We start from the raw sequence: 25,060 nt of genomic DNA, 5'->3' as shown, positions 1-25,060 counted from the left end.
TCAGCCAGCCGCAGCAGGGGTTCGACCTGCAGTCGGATTCTTCGGTCGTGATGCCGGTTCTCATCGGTAAATTTCCGTCGCCGGAGGTCTCCGTCTCTGAGCAGATAGACCTTCCAGCCACCGGAAGGTCAACTGATTGAGAAGGCCGATCAGCGGGCAATCAGCACAGGCTTGCAGCAAGCTGACGCAGCGTTTCCTTGACTTGGATCGCAAAAACGGGCAGCAAGGCGGGGGTGAGGGAGAGCATTCTACCGTGGCGCAGACCATGGAGTGCTCTTTTTTCGTATCAGGCGCCGCATAATCGGTGGCTGATGGAGGGATTGGTTAACCAACTTTGTCCATCTTTTGATTCAATCGGCAACAGACGCGAAAGGTGCAGGGGGCACCAGCGAACTGTGGATGTCACGGATGCGAGGGTCGCAAGCCTGCATGCCGATTGAGAGTGGTTGTATGGCGTTTTTGCGTTTGAAAGACCGGGGCGACACTCCTGAACGGGGTTTGACTTCGAAGAGATCCGGCCAGCGCTGGGTGGTGGTGCCGGTTGTCGGCGCGGCCTTGGCGCTGTGGTCGGTGGCAACCATGGCCGGCCTCTATTCGCTCGGTACCTCGCTCACCGCAGCCTCCAACAGCCTTCCGCACAGTCTGCTTCTGCCGAACGCAGCACTTGCCGATTCGCGCCGCAGCCTCGCCAATTCGTGGGCGCCGCGGCTTTCGGCGCAAAAATCACAGGCCTCGCTGCTCAGCCAATGCGACGCCGGCTGCGCGCATGCCGCCGCGAACTTCGCGCATGACGGCAAGATGGCGCGGCTGAAGCCGGCCACGCACGCTGTGGCCCCGAGCAGTGTCGCCTCAAACATTGCGCCAAACACCAGCGTCGCTCTCGCCACTTCGCGCGGCATGCGCTTCGACGGCGTGGTGGCCAAGGCAGAGCTGTCGCCGCAAAAGCTGGCTGCCGCCTTCGCCAAGGCCTCGAATGCGCCCTTCATGCTTGCCAGCCTTCCGGTCGCTGCCCGTTTCGCCGAAGTCCGGCTGCCCGATCAGCATGGCCCGGCCTCGGAACGCTTTGGGCCGGAAGTGGCTGAGATCGAACGCTCGTCGCGCCTGGCGCTGGCGCTGGCCAACAGCTTGCCGGAAGACGCTGACATGCTGGCCCCGCCGGCGGCCGTTGCAGCAATCGCCGGTGCGCAGGATCCTGGGCAGGCCGAGGTTCAGGTCGCTTCGCTGCCGCCGCAGGACGATCTGCCCGACAACATTGCGTTGCCGGGTTGGCGTCCACGCGCCGAAACCGCTCAGCCTGCCGAGGCTCGGCAAGCCAGCAAACCCAGGGCAGCCAAGCCACAGACCGACAGGACGGCCGAGAGCCCCGCACCCCAGTCGCCGGGCAATTCGTCGCCGCGCTCGCCACGCAGTACTTCGGAGGTTGCCGCACTGCCTGGCGTGCCAGAAAGCCAGAGCATCCAATCAAGCCGGATCAAGCCTGGCAAACGGTCGAAGACAGAGGCCGGCGAGATGCTGGCCTATGCCAAGCCGGACGTCCCGGCGGGCGGTGTCGGTCGCGCCTTCAAGGATCTGTTCGCCACGCCCGGAATGGGCGGCGGCGTCGCCGTGTACGATATCTCGGCCAAGACCGTCTATATGCCGGACGGCTCGCGGCTGGAGGCCCATTCGGGGCTGGGTTCGATGGTCGACCAGCCGCGCTTCGTGCACAAGAAGAATGTCGGCCCGACGCCGCCCAACACCTATGATCTGCGTCTTCGAGAATCCCGCTTCCATGGCGTCGAGGCGCTCCGTCTCACTCCCGTCAGCGGCGGCAACAAGTACGGTCGCGACGGCCTGCTCGCCCACACCTACATGCTGCGCGGCGGCCGTGCGGAGTCCAATGGCTGCGTCGTCTTCAAGGACTACGCCCGCTTCCTTGCCGCCTACAAGAAAGGCAAGATCAAGCGCCTCGTCGTCGTGCCGCGCCTGACCAAGCCGCTGACGCGGGTCGCTCAGGAAGGCCGGGGAGCGTAAGGCAGTAGGCAGTAGGCAGTAGGCAGTAGGCAGTAGGCAGTAGGCAGTAGGCAGTAGGCAGTAGGCAGTAGGCAGTAGGGCCCAGGAGCGTCCATCGCCTGTTCCTTGTTTTTCTGCCCCTATTGCCTATTCCCCACTGCCTATTCCCTTTTGACCCCCAGGCAGATTATGACTGACCCCTGCGGGTCGGCTTCACCACGAGGACATCATGACAATACGCGCTGTCGTTTGGGGCGAGAACATCCATGAGCGGACCAATGAGGTGGTCGCAGCCCTCTATCCCGAGGGCATGCACACGACCATCGCCAAGGCGCTGAATGCCGACGAGGCGATCTCCGCCTCGACCGCCACGCTCGAACAGCCCGAGCATGGCCTGCCCGCCGACCGTCTGGCCGAGACCGACGTGCTGGTCTGGTGGGGCCACAAGGACCATGGCGCCGTCGCCGACGAGATCGTCGAGCGCGTCGCCCGCCGGGTCTTTGAAGGCATGGGGCTGATCGTTCTCCATTCCGGCCATTTCTCGAAAATCTTCAAGCGGCTGATGGGCACGCCCTGCACGCTGAAATGGCGCGAGGCGGGTGAGCGCGAGCGGCTCTGGGCGACCAGTCCCAGCCATCCGATCGCCGAAGGCGTCGGCGAATATTTCGAGCTCGAGAATGAAGAAATGTATGGCGAGCAGTTCGCCGTGCCCGAACCGCTGGAGACCGTCTTCATCTCCTGGTTCCAGGGCGGCGAGGTGTTCCGTTCTGGGCTGACCTATCGCCGCGGCGCCGGCAATGTCTTCTACTTCCGCCCGGGCCACGAGACCTATCCGACCTATCACGACGCCAATGTGCACAAGGTGCTGCGCAATGCGGTTAAGTGGGCGCACAATCCGCAGGGCACCAAGTCGGCGATCCTTGAGGCGCCGAACGTGCCGGTCGAAAAGGCGCTGGAGCCGATCGTCGAGCGCGGCGGCAAGCTGCACGTTTCGGGCGAGGCCGGCTACCGCTAAAGCAAAGTCCAGGAAAAAAGGCGTAGCGGCTTTCCGCATGGGTTTCCTAGACCGTATCTGCGCCATATGATTGAATCGAACCAATTCGCTCGGAGTGCAGAGAATGCGGCTTTTGATACTGGGTACAGGCTGGATGGCGCAGGAGCATGCCCGCCGTTTCGGCGGCATCGACGGCGTCGAGATCGTCGGTGCTGTCGACGTCGATGAAAAGCGCGTGGGCGAATTCGCCGACGGGTTCAAGATACCGAAGCGATTCACATCGCTGGAAGACGCGCTGGCGTGGGGCGAATTCGATGCGGTCGCCAACGTCACGCCGGACCGCATTCACCACCCGACCACCATGGCGTTGATCGCGGCCGGCAAGCCGGTGCTGTGCGAAAAGCCGCTGGCCGAAGACTTCGGCAAGGCAAGCGAGATGGCCAACGCGGCTGAGGCAGCCGGCATCGTCAACATGGTCAACCTCACCTATCGCAATGTCGCTGCCTTGCAGAAGGCGCGACAGATGGTGCTGGCCGGCGAGATCGGCACCGTCCGCCACGTCGAATCCTCCTATCTGCAGAGCTGGCTGGTGTCGAAATTCTGGGGCGACTGGCGCACCGACCCGAAATGGCTGTGGCGGCTGTCGCGCGACCACGGCTCCAACGGCGTGCTCGGCGATGTCGGCATCCACATCCTCGATTTCGCCAGCTATGGCGCCGCACTCGACGTCGACCACGTGTTTTGCCGGCTGCGCACCTTCGACAAGGCGCCAGGCAACCGTATCGGCGAATACGAGCTCGACGCCAATGACAGCTTCGCCATGACGCTGGATTTCTCCAACGGCGCCTTTGGCGTCGTTCACGCCAGCCGCTGGGCGACCGGCCACATCAACGAATTGCGCCTGCGCATCTATGGCGACAAGGGCGGCATCGAAGTCGTGCACAATCTCGAGGGTTCGGAACTGAAGGCGTGTGTCGGCGAGGATATCGAGAACGCCAAATGGCACGTGCTCGACGCCGGCACGGTGCCGACCAATTACCAGCGCTTCGTCGATGCGGTTCGCAGCGGCGTGCAGGCCGAGCCTTCATTCCACCATGCCGCCGAACTGCAGAAGGTGCTGGATCTGGCCATGGTTTCGGAACAGAAGCGGACGGAACTGAGGGCCAGCGCCGATACGCAGTGATGTGAAGGGGAGGAAGAAACAATGGTCACGCGCCGCGCGCAATGTCTCTGCGGCCAGCTTTCAGCCGTCTGTTCGGGCGAGCCGGTGCGCATCTCGGTCTGCCATTGCCTCGACTGCAAGCGCCGCACCGGCAGCGCCTTCAGCTACAATGTCCGGTTTGCGCAAGCTGATGTATCGATCGAGGGGCGGGCGAAGCAGTTCACGCGCACCGGCGACGAGGGCGGCCGCGTCATCTACAATTTCTGCCCGGAGTGCGGCGCCGCCGTCCACTATCGCATCGACACGCAGCCCGGTGTGATCGCCATTCCCGTCGGCGCCTTCGCCGACCCGTCGTTCCCGCCGCCCTTCCAGTCTTTTTACCACGAAAGCCGTCGCTGTGAGTGGGTCGAGATCAACGCCGAGCCGCTGGCGACGTTCGACTGAAGGCCGCTTTTTGGATACCCGGAACCGTCCGCACGCTCCGCGCCTTTGAGAGGGCATCGCCCCCTGATTGCCATTGCCGAGCCGTTAGCCACCGCGCTCGGCTGCCCCATGAATAGGCATAAGTCAAGACGAATCCGGCTTGCGGCCCGATTGCTGACATGCTTACCTGACGGCATGTGTTCAATGGGGGTATATGGATGGCTAAGGAATCTTCGAATTCCGCTTCTTCAGAAAAGAAGGCGGACGTAAATCTGATAGGTAACACAGAAGGAAACGGGCTGAACTTCATGGGAGTTCAGGCCCGCGAAAACGGAACCGCCGGCGACGCCGTCGGTGTCGACAAGATCCGTGACCTGCTGTTCGGCAACCAGATGCAGGACTATGACCGCCGTTTTTCCAAGCTTGAAGAACGGGTGTTGCAGCGCTTCAAGGATGTCGAGTCCGAGGCCAAGCGCAATCTCGAAATGTACGAGTCGAATGCAAAGAAGCAGATCGATTCGCTTGCAGGGCAATTGCGGAGCGAAAAAGATTCACGAGCCGATGCCGACAAGGAGATCGACCGGAATCTTCGCGAGCAAAACCAGGCTCTTGAAAAGCAGGTGCGCACGTTGTCGGATCAGTTGAGCGCGCTCGAGCGCGACGTTTCGGACCGGATAAATCGAAACGATCATTTGCTGCGTGAGGAAATCAAGCAGAAGAATGAAGGCGTTCAGATGCTGATCGAGAAGATGTTTGCCGACCTCAGCAACGTCAAGACCGACCGAAATCTTTTGGCTGGCCTGTTTGTCGAGGTTGCAAAGTGTCTCAATCAGGATCCCGTCGGGAGCAAAAGCAACTCGGACCGCAGCTGGAAAGTGAGTTGATGGGACCTTGACGTCCACCGTCGACCCATTCAACCTTCCGCAAAGAACAGCCTCGAACGATACAGAGATTGATCGCGAGGCTCTGGCTCGTCTTTTGATCGAAATTGCCCGGAACGTTGATCCGGACTACCGTGCGCAGTTCGAGGCGGTTCCAACCGCCGATCCGCGCATGGAAACGCTGCGGCAGTTGCTGGTCAGCCGCGAAATCTCCGAGCTTTCACGCGTCACGCATCTGCTCGACGAACCCGAGCAGCTTGCGGCGGCCGTGGGCGACGTTCTTCCCAGTGCTGCCGGACGAGCGCCTTACGCGCAACTCGGCGAGGCGCTTGCGCCAGCTGTCGAACGGGCTGTGCAAAGGTCGATCCAGAAGAGCCCGCGCACGCTGACGGACATATTGTACCCGGTGTTTCTGCCGGCAATTCGCAAGTCGATCGGCGAAAAGATCGACCAGACCTTTCAGTCGCTGAATGAAACTCTAAGGCACATATTCACCTGGCACGGGCTCAAGTGGAGACTTGAAGCCTGGAGAACAGGGGCAAGCTTCTCGGCAGTTGTTCTGAAGCATTCCCTTGTCTACCGTGTGGAACATGCCTTTCTCATTCATCGGAATTCCGGCCTTTTGATAGCGCATGTAACTGCCGACAATGCGACGAGCGAAGATCCTCAGCTCATTTCTTCGATGCTCAGTGCGATTCAGGATTTTGTAAAAGACTCATTTAACGAGAAAGAGCAGAGCGGCCTGGACACAATCCGTTTCGGCGAGCTTCGTCTCTGGTCGGAAGTTGGACCGTTTGCGACACTGGTTTCGGTGATCCGGGGAAATCCGCCGGAGGAATTGCATGAAATCGTTCGCGATGTGTTGCTTCGCATCCATGAGCAATCCTCAGAGGCTTTAGAGCAGTTCGACGGCGACGGTTCGCAGCTGGCCTCCGTAGAGGCGCAGTTGCAGACCTGCGTCGAGCTGAAGCAGGAGGAATCAAACGACGGATTTCCGTGGCTGGTGGCGGCCGTTGCCCTGCTGCTTTTGAGTCTGGCAGGCGGTTGGTACTTTCTTTCCTGGCAGTCAGCGCAGCGCTGGCAGGCTTACGTGTCGCGCTGGCAGGCTTACGTGTCGCGAGTGGAGGCCCAGCCGGGCATCATCGTTGCCGAACAGCAGGTACGCGATGGCCAGTTCTATATTGCCGGCCTGAGGGACCCGCTTGCCGTCGACCCGCAGTCGCTGTTGTCAGGCACGGGAGTCGATCCGGCCGGGGTTCATTCGCAATGGCAATTTTATCAGAGCCTTGAGCCGGAGTTCGTGCTGAAGCGGCTGACGGCGTCGCTGGCTCCGCCGGATTCAGTGCGACTTTCGATTGTCGATGGCCGCATCGTCGCCGAGGGTGAGGCTCCCGACACCTGGATCAGCCGGGCGCGCGCGGCGGCCCAGCAGCTTTCGGCAGGCGGGCCGGTCTTCGATATCTCGGGGGTTCGTGACGTAAGTCCCCAAGTGCGCGAGGCGGAGCGCTGGCACGCCTATGTGTCGCGACTGGAGACCCAGCCGGGCATCATCGTTGCAGACCAAAAGATAAGCGACGGCCAATTCTATATTGCCGGCCTGCGAGACCCGCTTGGCGCCGATCCGCAGTCGCTGTTGTCGGGAACAGAGGTCGATCCCGCCCGGGTTCATGCGCAGTGGCAGTTCTATCAGAGCCTTGAGCCGGAGTTCGTGCTGAAGCGGCTGACGGCGTCACTGTATCCGCCGGATACAGTACGACTTTCGATCGTCGATGATCGCATCGTTGCCGAGGGTGAGGCTCCCGACACCTGGATCGATCGCGCGCGCGCGGCGGCCCGGCAGCTTTCGGCAGGCGGACCCGAATTCGACATCTCCAAGGTTCGTGACGTGAGCCCCGAAGCACGCGCGGCGGAGCACTGGCAGTATTATGTGTCGCGACTGGAGGCCCAACCGGGAATCATCGTCGCCCAACAAAGCGCGAGGGGCGGACATTTCTATATTTCCGGCTTGAGAGACCCGCTTGCCGCCGACCCGCAAGCCCTGCTGTCCGGAACGGACGTTGATCCTGCCCGCGTTCATGCACAGTGGCAATTCTATCAGAGCCTTGATCCGAAGTTTGTGGTGAAGCGGCTGACGGCGGCGCTGTCCCCGCCGAAAACCGTTCAGCTCTCGATCATCCAGGGTCGCATCGTGGCCGTGGGTGAAGCTCCTGCCGGCTGGATCAACCGCGCGCGGGCCGCCGCTGAACAACTTTCGGCGGACGGAGTGGTTCTGGATGTCTCGCAGCTGCGTGAGCTGAACCTCGCAGAACTTAATCATTTGAGGCAGGCGATCCAGACGACCGATATTTTCTTCTCTTCCGGCAAGGTTGTGCCGGGACCGGAGCAGACGCCGGTTCTCGACAGGTTGGCGGATCAAATAAAGGAATTCGCCCAGAGTGCCCGCAATTCCGGCGTAACGGCGCGGTTCATGTTGACCGGGCATTCGGACACCACGGGCCGTGAGACGGCCAACGCGTCGATCAGCGCCGCCCGCGCCGAGACAGTTCGTGCGCTTCTCAACAAGCGCGGCGTTGCTCCCGAATTGCTGCTGGTTCGGGGCGCGGGCACTTTTGAGCCGGCTGTACCTGAAAACAGTCTAACCGGTAGCTCCACCAATCGCCGGGTTTCGATTACGGTAAACCTGGACTAGCGGAGCCCAACATGTTGCAAAAAAAGATCTGCATGCTGGGCGGCTTCGCCGTCGGAAAGACGAGTCTGGTCCGCAGGTTTGTGCAGAGCATCTTCTCAGAAACCTACTTGACCACCGTCGGAGTGAAAATCGACAAGAAAAGCGTCGCGCTCCCGGACAAAACCGTGGATCTGATTTTGTGGGATTTGGCCGGCGAGGACGATATCGGCTCATTCCGCGTCAGCTATGTTCGAGGTGCAACCGGGCTCGTGCTAGTCGTCGATGGAACCCGCGCCGCTACTCTTGCCGTGGCACTCACGCTGCGCGAACGGGTCGAGGCCGAATTCGGCGCCATGCCGTTCGTATTGCTGTTCAACAAGTCCGATCTGGCCGATCGGTGGGCGATATCGGATGGTGAGATCAACGAGTTGAGGCAACGTGGATGGCAAATCTATCTAACAAGTGCGCTTTCGGGCGAGCAGGTCGATGACGCCTTTCGTCAACTTGCCTTGATGGTCACCAAATAGACCATGCATGAATTGCCAAAAGAAGTCAGAAATTGGTTTTTCAATTTCTTCTTCGACGGGCACGCTGTCGCTTATCTGAAAATCGACCCTGAGCTTTGCATAGCTGCCAAGGGCGGTAATGTTGAACATTACGGGCTGTCATCACTTCGCATCGGCAAGCCTGTTGCCGAGCAGCTTGAATTCATGGAGGGTTTGCTGCCTTGCCCGGAGCTTCCGTTTCGCATGGACATGGTTGAACTGCCCGGCGGGCGTGTCGCCGACCTCCATTTTTTTGCTGACAATGCGTTCGTGTGGCTGCTTTTTCTGGACGCCACTGCCGAACGAGACAACAGGCAGCGGCTTCAACAGAAGGCCTATGAAATGACGCTCCTGCAAGAGAGGGAGCGTCAACTCAACGAAAAATTGCAATCGACGAACGAGGCGTTGAGGAAGAGCCAGGAGGGATTGGCGCGTGAATATCAGCGCGCCGAAAACCTGCTCCTCAACATTCTCCCGGCCTCGATCGCGGAGCGATTGAAAGCGCAAAAGAAAATTGCCGACAACCACGCAGAGGTGAGTGTGCTTTTTGCCGACATCGTCGGTTTTACGGAACGAGCGCGCAGCGTCGGAGCGGTGACGACGCTCGCTATTTTAAACTACTTCTTCAAGGCGGCGGATCGGCTCTCTGAGCGATACGGCTGCGAAAAGATCAAAACAATTGGCGATTGTGTGATGGTGGTCGCCGGCCTGCCCACGGCGCGATCCGATCATGCAAAGGCCCTCACGCGCTATGCGATTGAGCTGCGCAAAGCGGTCAAGCGGGAACGCTTCGCAGGAGAGCCGATAAGGCTGAGAATTGGAATTCACTCAGGACCGATCGTCGCCGGCGTCATAGGCAAGAGGCGGTTCGCCTATGACCTGTGGGGTGAGACCGTTAATCTCGCCTCACGTATTCAAACGTCCGCGGAGCCCGATGAAATCCGTATTTCCGATGCAACTTGCCAACTGCTTGGACCGAAATTTGCTTGCGACCCACTCGAGGAAACGGAATTGCGCGGTGCGGGTCGCGTGCGAATGTGGCGGCTCCCGAGCTGATCCGTCGCCTGCGGTGCGACCGTGGAGCGCCGATAGCGGCGCCCGAAAGCCATTGGCGTGACCTGATCTTGCGATCGCAAAGCACCCTTTGCGCTTGCCCGGAAGGCCTCTATTCTGGAGCACAGTGGCCGCTGGTGGGATAGAATGTCGGTACTGCCTTTCCTGAGAATCTACGCACCGCTAAACGCGGTGCTGGCTGCGCCTGGGCTTCTGGCGGTGGCTGCGCTCACGATGCCGAACATGTCCGGACGAAGCAGACTGGCTCTGGCTGCCGTGCTCGCTGTCATTTGGGCCGCCTATCTTCTGCAGATGGCCGAGACCCTGCTCAAGCGCTGGGCGGGAGACCTTCGGGACAGGACGCCGGCAATCGCAATCGATGTGCTCGCGGTTTTGGTTCCACTCGCCGCATTCCTGCTCGACGGCACGCCCGACCGCAGCCTCTACTGTGCTGTCTGGCTGCTGAAGCCGCTGCGCGACTCGACGTTCTTCCCGCTGCTTGGCAGGGTTCTGGCCAACGAAGCGCGCAACCTGGTCGGCGTCACCACGGTCTTCGGCCTGGTTCTGTTCGGTGTCGCACTTGCGGCCTATGTCATCGAGCGCGACGTCCAACCGGAAAAGTTCGGCAGCATCCCCGAGACAATGTGGTGGGCGGTGGTCACGCTGTCCACTACCGGCTATGGCGACGACATTCCGCAAAGCTTCGCCGGCCGCGTCCTTGCCGGGGCTGTCATGATGTGTGGCATCGGCATCTTCGGGCTCTGGGCCGGCATTCTTGCCTCCGGCTTTTATCAAGAAGTCCGTCGCGAGGATTTTGTCCGCAATTGGCAATTGATTGCCGGCGTTCCGTTGTTTCAGAAGCTTGGCCCGGCCACGCTGGTCGAGATCGTGCGCGCGTTAAGACCCCGCACGGTGCCGGCGGGCGCCGTGATCTGCCGCAGCGGCGAGACCGGCGATCGGATGTTCTTCGTCGTGGAGGGCCGCGTCAGCGTCGCGACGCCGAACCCGGTGGAGCTTGGCCCTGGCGCCTTCTTCGGCGAGATGGCGCTGATCAGCGGCGAACCGCGTATGGCGACCGTCACTGCCGCAACTTCTGTCTCACTCCTCTCGCTGCACGCGGCGGATTTCCAGATGCTGTGCAGCAGCAGCCCGGAAATCGCGGAAATCATCCGCAGGACAGCGCTCGAGCGGCGCGGCGCGGCGCCGGTGGCTTGACCGTACAGCCGATGGTGGCCCGGCTGGAACTGGATGGTACGGCTCTATCGACCACGCGCGAAGGTTCTGGACGGCACGTGGAAGGTCCCAGAGGCGTAGCCGGAGACCTAAACGTAGCCGATCCACTCTACCGGCGGCTCGTTGTTTGGCGCTGTGCGTCGACAGTTCCTGCCCCGCGGCCTTTCGGACGACCGGCTTTGGCTAAACTCTAATGCCTTAGAATCTTGCTTAGAAAAGCCCGGCTGCGGTCGGTCTTCGGGTCGGAGAAAAACGCTTCCGGCGTGCCGCTTTCGACGATGGCGCCGGCGTCCATGAACACCACGCGCTGCGCCACCTTGCGGGCAAAGCCCATTTCGTGCGTTACCACCATCATGGTCATGCCTTCCTCGGCCACCGCGACCATGACGTCGAGCACTTCGGAAATCATCTCGGGATCGAGCGCCGAGGTCGGTTCGTCAAACAGCATGATCTTGGGGCGCATGCCGAGGCAGCGCGCGATGGCCACACGCTGCTGCTGGCCGCCGGACAGCTGTGACGGGTAGGCATTGACCTTGTCGGCGAGGCCGACCTTGGCCAGCAAGTCGCGCCCGGCCTGCTGGGCCTCGGCGCGGGGGATCTTGCGCACATGGATCGGCGCCAGCGTGACGTTTTCCAGCGCCGTCTTGTGCGGGTAGAGGTTGAACGACTGGAAGACGAAGCCGATCTCGGTGCGCAACTGCGTCATGTTGGTGGCGGGGTCGCCGAGGCGCTGGCCGTCGACGACGAGGTCGCCATCCTTGATCGCTTCCAGGCCGTTGATGCAGCGGATCAGCGTCGACTTGCCCGAACCACTTGGGCCGCAGACGACGACCACTTCGCGCGGCTCGACGCTGAGCGTGATGTCCTTCAGCACATTGAGCGAGCCGAACCATTTGTTGACGCCGCGAAAGTCGATCATGCCCGTTTTGGTCAGGTTTGGTTTGGTCGGGCTCGGATTGGTCATGGCGGTCAGCCCTTTGGGGTTCGATGTCACAGCTGCACCTCGCCATGCGCCGCGCCCATGCGTCGCTCCAACCGGCGGGCGAGCATGATCAGCGGATAGCAGACGACGAAATAGCCGACGCCGACCAGGAAGAAGACCAGCAGGCCGTTGGGCACACGCTGCACCACAAGCCAGCCGACGCGGGTGAGGTCGGTCAGCCCGATCGCCGAGACGACGGAAGAATCCTTGATCAACAGTACATATTGCCCGACCAGCGGCGGCAGCACGATGCGCATCGCCTGCGGCAGCACCACCTGGCGCATGCGTTGCCAGCGCGACAGGCCGGACGCCAGAGCTGCCTCGACCTGGCCGGTCGGCACCGAGCGGATGCCGGCGGCGACGATCTCGCAGATGAAGCACGCGGCGAGGTTGGTGAGCGCGATGATGCCGGCGGTGAAGGCATCGAGCTCGATGCCGAATTCCGGCAGGATGAAGAAGATCAGGAAGATCTGCACCAGGAACGGCGTGCCGCGGATCAGGTCGACCCAGGCGCCGATCACGCTCGAGATCAGCCGGTTGCCGCCGGTGCGCAATATGCCGAGGCCGAAACCAAGCAGCGTGCCCAGCACCAGGCTGATCGCCGACAGCATCACGGTCATGCCAAGGCCGCGCAAGGCGAGGGGGTAGCTGCCGGCCAGGCTTTGCAGCTGTTGCCAGATCATGTGCTGCTCCTTGCCGGCTGCAGACCGAGCCAGCGACTGGACAGCCCCGCCAGTCCTTTGAGGCCGTAATAGAGCAGCAGATAGAAAGCGGCGATGGTGATGAAACCTTCCGCCGGCATGAAGCGGTCGGACGCCAGCAACTGGCCGGCGCGCGTCAGTTCGGAAACCGAGATCAGCGACAAAAGCGCGGAATCCTTGACCAGCACGATCGCCTGGCCGAGCAGCGGCGGGATCGTCACCTTGAAGGCTTGCGGCAGGATGACCAGGCGCATGCGCTGGACATAGGTCATCCCCGAGGCGACGCCGGCCTCGACCTGGCCGCGCGGGATCGACAGGATGCCGGCGCGGATGATTTCCGCGACATAGGCGCCGCTGTTCAGCGACAGAGCGATGATGCCGACGACCAGCTCGGGCAGGACGAAGCCGAGACGCGGCAGGCCGAAATAGAGGAAGTAGAGCTGCGCCAGCAACGGCGTGGCGCGCACGGCATCGATATAGCCCTTGGCCAGCACGCGAAACAGCTGGCCGCGCTGCAGGTTCATGGCGGCGAGCACGATGCCGACGGCCAGCGCGCCCGCAAAGGACAGCGCCGACAGCCATACGGTCGTGATCAGACCCTGCCCGAACAAAGGCAGATATTCGATGATGGTGCGGAAGCTGAAATTTTCGAGCATGGCGGTGAATTGTGAATGGTAATGGGCAGTAGTGAGTAGTGAGTGGTGAGCAGTGAAGGGCGTCCGGAATGGCCATTCACCATTCACCATTCACTACTTCCTACTCACTACTCCCTGCTTACCTCTGCTTAGTGATCCTTCTTCCAGGCGTCGGAATTGACCCAGTAGTCTAGGTTCTTCTGCAGGCGTCCGTCGATGCTGACCTGGTTGAGGAACAGGTTCATCCAGATCAACAGGTCCGGCTCGTCGTAGCGGGTGGCGAAGGCAAGCGGCTCCTTCGACAACAGGTCCGGCATGATGGTGAAGGTGCCGGCGGGATAGGCTGTCGACTGACCCTTGACCGCCGAGACGTCGTTGACACCGCAATCGGCCTGGCCGTTGTTGACCGCGTCGAGCAGCAGCGGGCCGCCGCCCTTGTAGCTCTTGATGTCGGCATCCGGGAAGGCGTTTTTGGCTTCCTTTTCGCCGGTGGCGCCCAACAGCACGGCGATCTTGGTGCCCTTGGCCTTGCAGTCCTCGGTTGTCTTGAACTTGCTGCCGGCCTTGGTGAAGACGGTGCTGCCCGTATACATGTAAGGTGTGGTGAAGGCGACCTTCATGCCGCGCGCCAGCGTCGGCGTCATGTCGGCGACGAGCAGGTCGGCCTTGCCCGAAAGCAGCGCCGGGATCAGCCCGTCCCAGTCATAGTCGAGGAAGGTGATCTTGACGCCCATTTCCTTGGCCATCAGCTCGGCGAGTTCGACCGAACTGCCGGTGCGTTCGCCATTGGCGCCGACCAGCGAGAAGGGCGGTCCCTGCGTCTGCACCGCGACGCGCAGTTCGCCGCGCTTGGTGATCTCGTCGAGGGTTCCGGCACTGGCAGCAGCGGTCAGGCCCGCAAGCGCAAGTCCGGCGATGAAAAGCTTGGCAATCTTCATTTGGCATTCCTCCTGTTATCGTTGTTGTTCCACTTTGTTATTCCACCCTTTTGGGTGTTTTTTGAGCGGCAGCACCGTTTGCCGGCGGCAGCCACCGTTCGAAAATCCTCAGTCCCGGGCCACCGTTTCGGTCACCTTGATGCCACGCCTGGCCAGCTCGTCGAAGAAGGGTTCGTCCGGCACATGCAGCAGCGGGTTGAGCAGGCCAGGTGTGGCGATCTCGCGCCGCGCCAGCATTTGCGCGACGATGCTGGCGGGATAGCCGACGCCGAGGCTCATGCCGAACAGGCCGGATGCCAGGTCGCGTTCGATGATCAGGTCCGACGTCACCGTTTTGGCGCGGCCACCCTCGAGACCGGAAAAGACATTGCGCATCACGCAAAGGTCCTTCTCGTCGGCGCCATATTGCAGTTGCGGGCCGAGCAGACGGCCGAGAAATTCGCGCGGGCTGGCGCCGGTGCCGGGCACCTTGTCTTCGGAGAGGAAGCCGAGTTCCTTCAGCGGCGCCCAGAACGCCGACCATCCCGGCCAGCGCAGTGTATAGCGGCCCGAGCGTTGCAATCCCTTGGCGGCCGCCAGCATCTCGACATAGTGCAGCGCGTCGCCATTGGGGAAAGCTTCCAGTCGGCCAAGGCCCGCGACCTCGATTTCGTGGATGAAGGCATTGTCGTGCTGTCGGCCGGCCGGCACTTCGACGCGCTTGCCATGCTCGATCATCACGCTGTCGCGGTTCTGGCTGACCAGAACCATGTCGAAATTCCAGCTCACCTTGTAGCAGAGCGGCTTGGCCATCGCCTTCGGTTCGGGGATGCCGCCGCAATAGGAATCGATCGAAGAAATCGTAGAGAACTGCTTTGCGGCGCGCGCGTAGAGCACGAGGTCGATGCCGGGGTCGAGCCCGCATTCGGTCATGATCGAAACGCCGGCCTGTTCAGCCTCCTGCGCCAGATCGGCAATCGCCTTGCCGTAATTGGTGGTGACCAGCGGCGTGCGCGTTGCGATCGCGGCCTGCACCGCCTCGCGCATCAATGGCTGCGGCAGCAGATCGATGGCGGCGTCGACATCCGCCAGCACGGTGGCAAGCGCCGGACCGATCGCGCCCTCGGGCATGACGAAACGCACGCGGGAAAGGTCGGTCAGCCCGGCAAGCCGAGCAGGGCCGTCGGCCGACGTATCGACGCAGACGACTTCCTCGACGCCGGCGCTGGCGACGAGATCGGCGATGGCCGCCCGTCCCTGCAGGCCGAGGCCGCCGAGAACAGCTATTCTCATGCCGGCTCCTTGCGCGACGGTGTTTCTTCCGACCAGCAGCCTTCGGGAAGGCTGACCCATTTGTTGCATGAAGCCATGACGACGAAGGTTTCGCTGCGCACGACTTCGCCGGGAATGCCGGCGCCGGGGATCAGCTCGCTGGTGATGCGGTAGAGGTCGGCGACATCGCCGGCCACGGTGACATCGACAATGATGTCGAAGCGCCCGGTAACCACCGAGGCCGAGTTGACGAAAGGCAGTTCGGCAATGCGCTGCGCCAGTTCCCGGGCGCGGCCACGTCCCTGCGCATTGATGCCGACAATGGCCGAGATCAGCTCGGGGCGTTCGGTCAGATTGAGCAGCCCGACGATCTTCAAGAGGTTGCGGTCGAGCAGATTGCGCAGCCTTGAGCGCACCGTCGGCACCGAGATCGCCATCGTCTCGGCGAGCCGGTTGATGCCGGGCTGGGCATCCTGCGACAACAGCTTTACCAGCCGTCGATCGGTTTGATCGAGATGCTCACGCAAAAGGCAAGGCTTTCATAAAGGGAAAGAAACGATGGGATTTTCTTTCGGATATGAAAAATACATTATGGGAAATTTTTAACAGCAGCAAGAGCTATGTCATCCCTCTGTGCCAGTTCCCGTGTGCGTTCAGGCAAGACAGGATGCATGTCGTCCCAAAACCGCTGCACATTTTGGGGCAGTCGAGGATGTGCGCGACAGCACTAGGTGACGGAGTTCGAAGACGATCTTGCCGCGGCCGTGGTCGCTTGAACGCGACGGTAGGTCGTAGTGAGCAACGCACCCGAATGGCAGGCCGACCGAGCTGCGGCGTAGCCGCAACTCACGCCTTCACCTGATAAGCGGAGAGGCTCATTCGCGACATGGCCAAAAGCGGCCTTTCGATAAAACTATAACTCGCCAGGGACACGGCGATGCAGGCGGTGACAATAGCTATGCTTGCAAGCCATGGTGACACATTGGCGGTTGCAACGACAGGAGCGATCGCGAGCAGCACGATAGGATGGGTCAGATAGAGAGAGTAGGAAGCATCTCCCAGCCTTGCCAGCACGCGAGGAGCAAAAAGTCGGAAGTAGCTCTCCAGGCTGATGCAACCCGCGACAAGGATCAGCGCCGGGATACCTTGAGCAAGGGTTCGCGGCAAGTTGAAGCCAAGTACCATCACCAGTGTGGACACAATAGCGAACCCGACAGCCGAGGCACCCAGGAAAGCGGGCAAACGCATCAGTCTGCCGACCAGATGGCCGACAGCCATGCCGGCAAGGAACTCAAACAGGATTGGCGTGGTATAGAAAAACAGCACAGTGTCGGCGGCGGGTTTGAAGATAATGCGTGCGGCTACGGCGATTGCAAAGACAACGCCAATCGTGGCCATTTGCGTCAGCGCACCAAAACCCATAGTCGCCGCGAACAGAATGTAAAACAGGATTTCCAGATTGAGCGTCCAACCCACGCCAAGCACTGGCTGGACATAGCCTGTGGCCGTATCGAGATAGGGCACGAAAAGCAGGCTATTGGTAATCTGCTCAAAGGACACTCCACGACCGGCAAACAGCCAAAGTGCGGCGACCATGAGGAAGGTCATGACCCAATAGAACGGAACGACGCGCGTGAACCGCTGCATCAAAAAAGCACGGTGGTCGCGATGTCTGTTCTCCGTCGAGAGAACCATGACAAAACCGCTGATGACGAAAAACAGGTCGACGCCGCTGTTTAGAATGGGAATAGGCAAATCGAGCACGCCTAGTGCGGCCGGAAGATGATAGATAACAACCATTAGGGCTGCTAGTCCCCGCAGGGTCTGTATCGATGTATATTGTTGAATCCGACGCGGCGCAGCGTGATCATTATCCGGAATGACGTTCATTAAAAAATGTCCCCGATGCCGGAGAATATTAACACAGATGAGATCGTTGATGCGACGATTAACTGCCGGTTTAATTAATACATAAAATTTGAATAGCTTTCACCGACTTTCGCGGCCCGGGCCTTGCGATCGCCATCGTCTCGGCGATGCCTTGGCGCGCTGCTTGTATGCGCTATCGCCCGGCCTGGAAGATCGCCACCGCTGCCGCCGTCAGCGCGGCATTGCCGGCCGCAACCGTGCCATCCGGCAGATGCTTCCCATCCTCCAGCCCGACGCGCGTCGACCAGTCGCGATCCGCGGCACGGCGCACGAACGGCCACACCGTCGCGTTCTCGCCATGCAGCAGGATGGCACGGCGAATGCCGGCGCGCTCCAGGACCTGTTCGATGCCGCCAGCGACCGCAAAAGCCTCGTCTAGCGTCTGCTCGGAAATCTCGATCAGCACGCGCAGCACGCGCCCGCCATGGTCGAGGCCGACCAGCCGCTCGGCGTCGGCGACCGACGCCAGACCCGCCTCGATGCCGATGCCGCGCTGGCGCAGGCTCTCCATGACGATCGGTGCCGCCGCCTCGCTGAGATTGACCGAGGCATAGTCCGGCAATTCGCGCCAGCCGGCGATGGCGACCAGCGTGCTTGTATCGTCATTCTCGATCCAGGCGCCGGTGGAGACGCCGATCAGCGTACCAGGGCAGGCACGGCGCAGCCCTGCGATCGTCAGGTCCATCGCTGCCGGCGCAAGGCTCTCGCGGCGGTCCGCTCCGCGGGCATGGACATGCAGCTCAGCTGCGCCCGCGGCAATCGAAGCCGCCCCGTCGCGCGCCATAGCGTCGGAGTCGAGCGGCAGTGTGGGGTGAAAATCGGCGGCGCGCGCGCCATTGATGCAGGCCTGGACGATCATGGCTCTCGCGATCCTGTTGCCGATGGGCGAGCCTAGCAAAGGGCAGGGCGGAGAGGGAACGGGCGTGGTGAAGATTGCTGACAGGGTGTTGCGCAGGGCACTCGTTGCAACGCTGCAATCCTTCTCGCGCTCTCTATCCTGCCGGACATCCACCTGAGCGGGAGATTGGCAGTTTCAGCGCCGCCGCTCGGCCTGCCTTCAGTCTTCGTCGCTCCAGATCAGCCGTAACAGCCGCAGCAGTGTTGCCCGATCTTTTTTCGTCAGCCGTTGCAGGAACCGGTCCTCGTGGTTGCGCACTTTGAGCCGCCATGCCGGCATGGCGGCTTTGGCTGCCTTGGTCAGAGCGAGCACCTGCATGCGCCTGTCCTGCGCATGGTCGTCGCGGTCGACCAGCCCGCGCTCCTCGAGTTCGGCCAGCAGCGGCGCCATGTTGGCGCTTTTCATGCCGAGCCGGCGGCAAAGCTCGGCGGCGCTGATGCCGGGCCGTTCGTCGATCAGCGCCAGCATCCCGTAGGTGACCGGGCGCAGTGAGGCATCGGCCATCTCGGCGGTGAAATCATTGAGCGCCAGGGTCGAAGCTCGCCGCAGATTGTAGCCGATCTGTGCGTCGAGCCTGTCTTCAGGCGCCACCCTAGCCACCTTGCCGCTGCGGTCCGATGTCTCGTCCATGCTGCAACCGATCGCTGCGACCAAGGTTCTTGTCAAGCAAAAAAGACTATGCAACATAGCAGTTCTAAAAGCTATGTCACATAGCGATTGATGCAGGGGAAGAGCACAACTCTTCTCCCCGCCACACAGGAACGCAAGCCGGAGGAGAGTTGCCATGACCGAAGAGACCGTTGCCTTCGACATCGAGGATGGCATCGCCTGGGTGCGCTTCAACCGGCCTGAAAAACGAAATTGCATGAACCCGGCGCTCAACCGGCGCATGATGAAGGTGCTCGACCAGCTGGAATACCGCGATGATGTCGGCGTGCTGGTGCTGTCGGGCGAGGGCAGTGCGTGGTCGGCTGGCATGGACCTCAAGGAGTATTTCCGCGAGACCGAGGCCAAGGGGCTGGGCGCCGTCCGCAAGGCGCAAGGCGAGGCCTATGGCTGGTGGCGGCGGCTGCGCTGGTATCGCAAGCCGACCATCGCCATGGTCAATGGCTGGTGCTTTGGCGGCGGCTACGGCCCGCTGTTTGCCTGCGACCTCGCTTTCGCCGCCGACGAGGCGCAATTCGCTCTGTCGGAGATCAACTGGGGTATCCTGCCCGGCGGCGGCGCCACCAAGGTGGTGGTCGATCTCCTGTCGATGCGCGACGCCATGTATCACGCGCTGACCGGCGAGCTGATCGACGGCAGGAAGGCGGCGGCCTGGAAGCTGGTCAATGAAAGCCTGCCGCTGGCGGAGCTGAAGCCACGAGTTACCGAGGTGGCGAACATCCTGCTGAAGAAAAACCCGGTGGCGCTGAAGGCGACAAAGGACGCCATCCGCCGCGTCGGCGAGATGACCTATGACAATGCCGAGGACTATCTGGTGCGCGCGCAGGAAGCGGCCAATTCCTTCGACAATGACGGCCGCAAGGAAGGCATCCGCCAGTTCATCGACGAAAAGAGCTACAAGCCCGGGCTCGGCGCCTATGACAAGGCGAGGTGATCAGCCAATATCCAATCGGGGAGGAGAAGCGAGATGCCGGCCTGGACGACGCCCGATCCCGTGGCCTTGCATGCCGCGACGCAGCCCGAGCGCCTCGCTTGCGTCGACCTGGCTTCCGGGCGGCGTTGGACGTATCGCGGGCTCGACGAGGCCATCCAGCGCGCCATGGCTGTGCTGGAAGACTACGGCATCGAGCCGGGACAACGCATCGCGACGCTCGCCCGCAACAGCGCCGATCTACTCATCGCTCAGCAGGCCGCCATGCGGCTCGGCGCCATCTTCGTGCCGGTCAACTGGCGCCTTTCCGCCGTCGAGCAGCAGACGGTCCTGGCCGATTGCGAGCCGGTGCTGCTGCTGCACGACGCGGCGCTGATTACGGCGCTGCCAAAAGGCTGTGTACCTGTGGAGGTCAGGGCCTTTGCCGCGGCGGTCGAAGCGCAAGCGCCCGCGCTACGACGCGCTTTGCCGGCGGGCGATGTACCGTCGATCATCCTCTACACCTCCGGCACATCGGGCCGGCCCAAGGGTGTCATCCTGACCGAGGCCAATGCGTTCGCCACCGCGGTCAATTTCGGCGTGCTGGGGCGGGTCGGCAATTCCAGCATCTTCCTCTGCGACGCGCCGATGTTCCATGTCATAGGCCTCATCACCAGCCTGCGTCCGCCCTTGCTGCAGGGCGGCACCGTGCTGATCTCGCCCGGCTTCGAGGCCGGTCTCACCAACCGCCGTCTGGCAGACCCGGACCTCGGCGTCACCCACTATTTCTGCGTCGCGCAAATGGCACGGATGCTGCGCGACGGCACCGCGTTCGCGCCGGCGAACTGGACCACGCTGACGGCCATCTTTACCGGTGGCGCGCCCAATCCCGCCGCCGACATCCTTTGGTGGCTGGAGCAGGGCGTGCGCATGGTCGACGGCTTCGGCATGACCGAAGCCGGCACCGTGCTCGGCATGCCGGTCGAGGCACACCAGATCGCCCGCAAGGCCGGCTCCGCCGGCCTGCCGGCGCCGTCTTTGTCGCTGCGCATCGTGGACGAAGATGGCCAGGACGCCGCAGCCGGCGAGCCGGGTGAGATATGGCTGTCAGGCCCCAATGTCACGCCGGGCTACTGGAACCGGCCCGATGAGACGGCGCAGGCCTTTACATCGGATGGCTGGTTCCGCACCGGCGACATTGCGCGCCGCGACGAAGATGGTTTCGTCACCCTCGTCGACCGCCGCAAGGACATGTTCATTTCGGGCGGCGAGAACGTCTATCCAGCCGAGGTCGAGATGGCGCTGCTCGATCATCCCGACATTTCGGACGTCGCCGTCATCGGCATCGCCGACGGGCGCTGGGGCGAGGTCGGTCGCGCCTTCGTTGTACTGAAGGCTGGCTGCGTCCTCGATCCGGCCGCGCTCGCGGCGCACTGCGCGGACCGTATCGCCCGCTACAAGGTGCCGAAGGAATTCCTGCTCACCGACGCCCTGCCGCGCACCGCCTCCGGCAAGATCCAGAAACACATTTTGCGTGGCTGGCGGTGAGCCAAGAGACCACCACCGCCGTCCTCACTGCGCCCGCGCCTTGGCGACGTCGGCCGGCGTGATGGCGGATTGCTTGCCGCCGAAATGCGCCAGCACATAGTTGCCGAGCGCCGCGATCTCGACATTCGAATAGGCATTGGCGAAAGCCGGCATCGCCTGCTTGCCGAGCGGCGTCGTGATATGCGCGCCCTTCAGGATGACCTGGATGAGGTTCGTGCCATCGGGGTCATTGACCGTGCGGCTGCCGCGCAGCGCCGCATAAGGGGTCTGCAGCCCTTCGCCGTTCCATCCGTGACAGCTGGCACAGGCGCCCTGGAACAGCTTCAGGCCGAGCCCGCCTTGCGCCACTGAATCGGCAGACGGAGCGTAGGCGATGGACGTCGTCAGTGTTGCCGGCGGCTCGACTTCGACGATCGCCTTGTCGCTGCTGACTTGCGGCGGCACGGTTTTCACATAGGCGACGATCGCCTTGATGTCTTCCGGCGTCAAATGGCGCAGGCTGTAGTCGACGGCTTCGCCCATGCTGCCGGTGGCCGCACCACGCCCTTCCGCATGACCCTTGGACAGATAGTTGGACAACTGCTCATCGCTCCAGCTGCCGATGCCGGTCGTCTTGTCCGAACTGATGTTGTAGGCCTTCCAGCCCTGCAGTTCGGCGCCTGCGAATTTCTTGCCGTTGTCTAGCCCATAGAACAGGTTGCGGGGCGTGTGGCATTCGCCGCAATGCGCCATCGCTTCGGTGAGATAGGCGCCGCGGTTCCATTCCGCGCTCTGCTTTTCGTCTTGCGGCAACGGACCGTCGGGAACGAACAACAGGTTCCAGAACCGCAGGACATAACGCTGGTTGAACGGAAAACTCAGATCGTTCTTCGGCGCCTCGGCGTGCACCGGCGGCAGGCTGAACAGATAGGCCTTGATCGCCAGCGCATCTTCGGTGGTCATCCTGGCGTAGGCCGCATAGGAAAAGGCCGGATAGAGATTGCGGCCTTGCTTGTCGATGCCCTGATGCAAGGCACGCACGAACTCCGCGTCGCTCCAGTCGCCGATGCCGGTTTCCTTGTCGGCGGTGATGTTTGGGGAATAGACGGTGCCGAACGGCAGTTTGAAGGCAAGGCCCCCGGCATAGGGCGTGCCGCCGCCGTTTGTGTGGCAGGCGACGCAATCGGCCGCGCGCGTCAGATATTCGCCGCGATCGATCAGCGCCTGGCCGGCCGGCAGCTTTGCCTCCGCCGCGGAGACGTCCGGCAGCGGCGCCGGCTTGAACAGGAAGATCGCAACGCCGACAGCGATGACGACCACGACAGCGAGGAGGATGCGGACCAAGCTTCTCATGGCCTGGCCCTCACAGCGCTTCGGCTTCGGTTTCGATGCCGGTCTCCGGGCGCTCCCTGCTGTTCGCCAGCACCGCCAGCAAGGGTGCTGAGGGCGGCGGCACCATCGACACGCTGGTCTTATCGGCGCCGTCGCTCTTCAGCTGGTTGCGGTCGATGGCCAGGCTGCGCAGGCGTTTTCCCGTCGCGGCAAAGATCGCGTTGGCAAGGGCGGGACCGGCCGAAACCGTTGCCGTCTCGCCGATGCCGCCGGGCGATTCCAGGCTCTTGACGTGATAGACCTCGATCTTCGGCGCCTCATTGTTGCGGAGGATGCGGTAGTCGTGAAAATTACTCTGGTCGACGCGGCCATTGCTGAAAGTGATGCCGCTGTAGAGCGCCGCCGACAGGCCGAAGATCAACCCGCCTTCGATCTGGGCTTCGACCGTGTTTGGGTTGATGGCGATGCCGCAATCGACGGCCACCACCGCGCGCTGCAGCGTAATCTCGCCGGCCGCTGACACCGAGATTTCCAGCACCGCGGCCATGAAGCTGCCGAAGGCATCGTGCAGGGAAATGCCGCGGCCGCTGCCGGCCGGAAGCGGCGAGCCCCAGCCCGACTTTTCGGCCGCCAGCTCGAGCACGCCTGCGGCCCGCGGCTGGTTCTTCGTCAGCGCCCGGCGATACTCTACCGGATCCCTGCCCACCGCATTGGCGAGTTCGTCCATGAAACTTTCGACCACGAAGACATTGTGCGTCGGTCCGACGCCGCGCCACCAGGTGATCGGCACCGGCGGGTCCTCGCGCACCCAGTCGACCTGGATGACCGGCAGATCATAGGGCGGTTTGGCGGCGCCCTCGACGGCATCGTCGTCAAGCTTGTCCTGAGGCCAGCCGCCGGGGATGTAATTACCCAACACCGAACCGCCGGCGACATGGTCGATCCACACGGTTGGCAAGCCGTCGGCGCCGAGACCGGCTGATATCCGGTCGTAGTAGGTCGGCCGGTAGAGATCGTGCTGGATGTCTTCTTCACGCGTCCAGATAACTTTGACCGGGTAGCTCACCTGTTTGGCGATCGCCACCGCCTGGCCGACATATTCGGCGACCAGCCGGCGGCCGAAACCGCCGCCGATCAGGTGATTGTGCACGATGATCTTGTCGAGCGGAAAGCCCGTGACCTGTGCCGCCCAGCCTTGCGCCTGGGTGGGCACCTGGGTGCCGAGCCAGATCTCGCATTCATCGGCGCGCACATGCACGACGCAGTTGACCGGCTCCATCGGCGCATGGGCGAGGAACGGCAGCTCATAGCTCGCCTCGACCGTCTTGACGGCGGCTTTCAGCGCGCCGGCGACGTCGCCTTCCTGGCGCGCCATGATCGGTGTCTTGTTTTTGGACGCAGCCTTCAATGTGTTCATCATATCGTCGCTTGAAAGCCTGGCGTTGGCGCCTTCGTCCCAGGTGATGGTGAGGGCCTCGAGGCCTTTCTTGGCCGCCCAGAAATGATCGCCGATCACGGCGACCGCATTGTCCAGCCTGACGATATCGCGCACGCCTGGAACGGCGCGTGCCGCCGTCTCGTCCACATCGCCGAGCTTGCCGCCGATCACCGGACAGGCGGCGACCGTCGCCACCTTCATGCCGGGCACGCGCACATCGATGCCGTAGACCACCGCGCCATTGACCTTGCCCGCCGTGTCGACCCGGCGCAGCGACTTGCCGATTAGCTGGAAATCCTTGGGGTCCTTGAGCTTGACGTCGCTCGGCACCGGTTGCTTGCCGGCCGCGTCGGCGAGCGCGCCATAGGCCAGCTGCCGGCCTGTCGGCAGATGCGTGACCACGCCAAGCTTGGCGCTGCATTCCGAAATCGGAACCGCCCATTGCGCGGCTGCTGCCGCAACCAGCATCGTGCGGGCAACGGCGCCTGCCTTGCGCAGCGATTCCCAGGTTGCCCGCATCGAGGTCGAGCCGCCCGTTGCCTGGCCGCCAAGCGCAGCGGTGGCGTACAGCTTGTCGTTGGGCGGCGCGTCGACGACCTTCACCTGGTCCAGGCCGACTTCCAGTTCCTCGGCAATCAACGTCGCTTCGCCGGTGTGCGTGCCTTGGCCCATTTCGATGTTGGGCAGGATGAAAGTGATCTTGCCGTCGCTGTCGACGCGGATAAAAGCATCGGGTGAAAAGGCGGCGGTGACGTCGCCCTCGACGGGTTCGGCGGCGGCAAAACCGGGCCTGGTGCCGGCGCCCAGCATGGTGAAGCCGAGCAGAAGGCCGCTGCCCTGCAGGAAGGCACGGCGCGAGGTGAGTTTTTGGGTGGGGGAGGAGGACGGCTTGCTCATGGCTG

22 protein-coding genes are annotated in these 25,060 nt (G+C 62.4%); 11 read left to right on the top strand and 11 right to left on the bottom strand.

The annotated features are described in order from the left end of the window. Positions 1-450 precede the first annotated feature (450 nt). The 9 genes from NKL06_RS04930 to NKL06_RS04890 all read left to right on the top strand — a co-directional run bounded on the left by NKL06_RS04930 (position 451) and on the right by NKL06_RS04890 (position 10,933). Positions 451-2,013 (top strand): DUF2778 domain-containing protein, encoded by a 1,563-nt coding sequence (locus NKL06_RS04930; RefSeq protein ID WP_081725507.1) that lies wholly within the window; start codon positions 451-453, stop codon positions 2,011-2,013. Between the two features lie 208 nt (positions 2,014-2,221). After that, a complete protein-coding gene (locus tag NKL06_RS04925) occupies positions 2,222-3,007 on the top strand; it encodes a ThuA domain-containing protein (RefSeq protein WP_023693908.1) in 786 nt (261 codons plus the stop codon). A gap of 103 nt (positions 3,008-3,110) precedes the next feature. Further along, the gene (locus tag NKL06_RS04920) at positions 3,111-4,169 is read left to right on the top strand and encodes a Gfo/Idh/MocA family protein (protein WP_023693907.1); all 1,059 of its coding nucleotides are present in this window, start codon (positions 3,111-3,113) and stop codon (positions 4,167-4,169) included. 21 nt (positions 4,170-4,190) lie between these two features. Then, positions 4,191-4,592: a GFA family protein gene (locus tag NKL06_RS04915; protein WP_023670313.1), complete on the top strand. Its 402-nt coding sequence runs from the start codon at positions 4,191-4,193 to the stop codon at positions 4,590-4,592. Positions 4,593-4,789: 197 nt separating this feature from the next. After that, entirely contained in the window at positions 4,790-5,455 is a 666-nt protein-coding gene (locus NKL06_RS04910) for a hypothetical protein (protein WP_023670314.1), read from the top strand. A 7-nt stretch (positions 5,456-5,462) separates the two neighbouring features. Then, positions 5,463-8,141: an OmpA family protein gene (locus tag NKL06_RS04905; protein WP_031208667.1), complete on the top strand. Its 2,679-nt coding sequence runs from the start codon at positions 5,463-5,465 to the stop codon at positions 8,139-8,141. An 11-nt stretch (positions 8,142-8,152) separates the two neighbouring features. Then, on the top strand, positions 8,153-8,647 hold the full coding sequence (locus tag NKL06_RS04900) for a Rab family GTPase (protein ID WP_023670316.1): 495 nt from the start codon (positions 8,153-8,155) through the stop codon (positions 8,645-8,647). 3 nt (positions 8,648-8,650) lie between these two features. Further along, the gene (locus NKL06_RS04895; protein ID WP_023693905.1) at positions 8,651-9,721 is read left to right on the top strand and encodes an adenylate/guanylate cyclase domain-containing protein; all 1,071 of its coding nucleotides are present in this window, start codon (positions 8,651-8,653) and stop codon (positions 9,719-9,721) included. A 144-nt stretch (positions 9,722-9,865) separates the two neighbouring features. Continuing rightward, positions 9,866-10,933, top strand: coding sequence for a cyclic nucleotide-gated potassium channel (locus tag NKL06_RS04890; protein ID WP_023693904.1), 1,068 nt, complete (start codon positions 9,866-9,868; stop codon positions 10,931-10,933). 208 nt (positions 10,934-11,141) lie between these two features. Here the strand turns inward: NKL06_RS04890 and NKL06_RS04885 are convergent, their stop codons facing one another. The 9 genes from NKL06_RS04885 to NKL06_RS04845 form a co-directional block, all read right to left on the bottom strand. Then, entirely contained in the window at positions 11,142-11,870 is a 729-nt protein-coding gene (locus tag NKL06_RS04885; RefSeq protein ID WP_023693903.1) for an amino acid ABC transporter ATP-binding protein, read from the bottom strand. Positions 11,871-11,941: 71 nt separating this feature from the next. Next, a complete protein-coding gene (locus NKL06_RS04880; protein WP_023684787.1) occupies positions 11,942-12,616 on the bottom strand; it encodes an amino acid ABC transporter permease in 675 nt (224 codons plus the stop codon). Then, entirely contained in the window at positions 12,613-13,290 is a 678-nt protein-coding gene (locus NKL06_RS04875; protein WP_023693902.1) for an amino acid ABC transporter permease, read from the bottom strand. Before NKL06_RS04875 ends, NKL06_RS04880 begins: the two co-directional genes overlap by 4 nt. A 128-nt stretch (positions 13,291-13,418) precedes the next feature. Then, complete coding sequence (locus NKL06_RS04870; RefSeq protein ID WP_023693901.1) at positions 13,419-14,207, bottom strand: ABC transporter substrate-binding protein; 789 nt, start codon at positions 14,205-14,207, stop codon at positions 13,419-13,421. Positions 14,208-14,315: 108 nt separating this feature from the next. Beyond that, positions 14,316-15,479 (bottom strand): saccharopine dehydrogenase family protein, encoded by a 1,164-nt coding sequence (locus NKL06_RS04865; RefSeq protein WP_023693900.1) that lies wholly within the window; start codon positions 15,477-15,479, stop codon positions 14,316-14,318. Then, positions 15,476-15,985, bottom strand: coding sequence for an Lrp/AsnC family transcriptional regulator (locus NKL06_RS04860; protein ID WP_023670324.1), 510 nt, complete (start codon positions 15,983-15,985; stop codon positions 15,476-15,478). The genes NKL06_RS04865 and NKL06_RS04860 overlap by 4 nt, the downstream gene beginning before the upstream one ends. 319 nt (positions 15,986-16,304) lie before the next feature. Further along, a complete protein-coding gene (locus NKL06_RS04855) occupies positions 16,305-17,348 on the bottom strand; it encodes an acyltransferase family protein (protein WP_081725506.1) in 1,044 nt (347 codons plus the stop codon). 172 nt (positions 17,349-17,520) lie between these two features. Then, positions 17,521-18,246: a 3-keto-5-aminohexanoate cleavage protein gene (locus NKL06_RS04850; protein WP_023807785.1), complete on the bottom strand. Its 726-nt coding sequence runs from the start codon at positions 18,244-18,246 to the stop codon at positions 17,521-17,523. Between the two features lie 198 nt (positions 18,247-18,444). After that, positions 18,445-18,915: a MarR family winged helix-turn-helix transcriptional regulator gene (locus NKL06_RS04845; RefSeq protein ID WP_023693897.1), complete on the bottom strand. Its 471-nt coding sequence runs from the start codon at positions 18,913-18,915 to the stop codon at positions 18,445-18,447. 154 nt (positions 18,916-19,069) lie between these two features. Here NKL06_RS04845 and NKL06_RS04840 point away from each other — a divergent pair, with 154 nt between their 5' ends. Both NKL06_RS04840 and NKL06_RS04835 read left to right on the top strand, forming a co-directional pair. Then, positions 19,070-19,885, top strand: coding sequence for a p-hydroxycinnamoyl CoA hydratase/lyase (locus tag NKL06_RS04840; protein ID WP_023693896.1), 816 nt, complete (start codon positions 19,070-19,072; stop codon positions 19,883-19,885). A gap of 33 nt (positions 19,886-19,918) precedes the next feature. Then, positions 19,919-21,409, top strand: a complete 1,491-nt coding sequence (locus tag NKL06_RS04835; protein ID WP_023807784.1) for an AMP-binding protein — start codon at positions 19,919-19,921, stop codon at positions 21,407-21,409. A 24-nt stretch (positions 21,410-21,433) separates the two neighbouring features. Here the strand turns inward: NKL06_RS04835 and NKL06_RS04830 are convergent, their stop codons facing one another. Both NKL06_RS04830 and NKL06_RS04825 read right to left on the bottom strand, forming a co-directional pair. Beyond that, positions 21,434-22,741 carry a c-type cytochrome gene (locus tag NKL06_RS04830; protein ID WP_023693895.1) on the bottom strand — a complete coding sequence of 436 codons (1,308 nt, stop codon included), beginning with the start codon at positions 22,739-22,741 and terminating at the stop codon, positions 21,434-21,436. 10 nt (positions 22,742-22,751) lie between these two features. After that, positions 22,752-25,055: a xanthine dehydrogenase family protein molybdopterin-binding subunit gene (locus tag NKL06_RS04825; RefSeq protein ID WP_023693894.1), complete on the bottom strand. Its 2,304-nt coding sequence runs from the start codon at positions 25,053-25,055 to the stop codon at positions 22,752-22,754. Between the last annotated feature and the right edge of the window lie 5 nt (positions 25,056-25,060).

The sequence above is a fragment of the Mesorhizobium sp. C268A genome (assembly GCF_040324475.1).
Lineage (GTDB): Bacteria > Pseudomonadota > Alphaproteobacteria > Rhizobiales > Rhizobiaceae > Mesorhizobium.
This window is presented reverse-complemented; position numbering and strand designations above follow the sequence as displayed.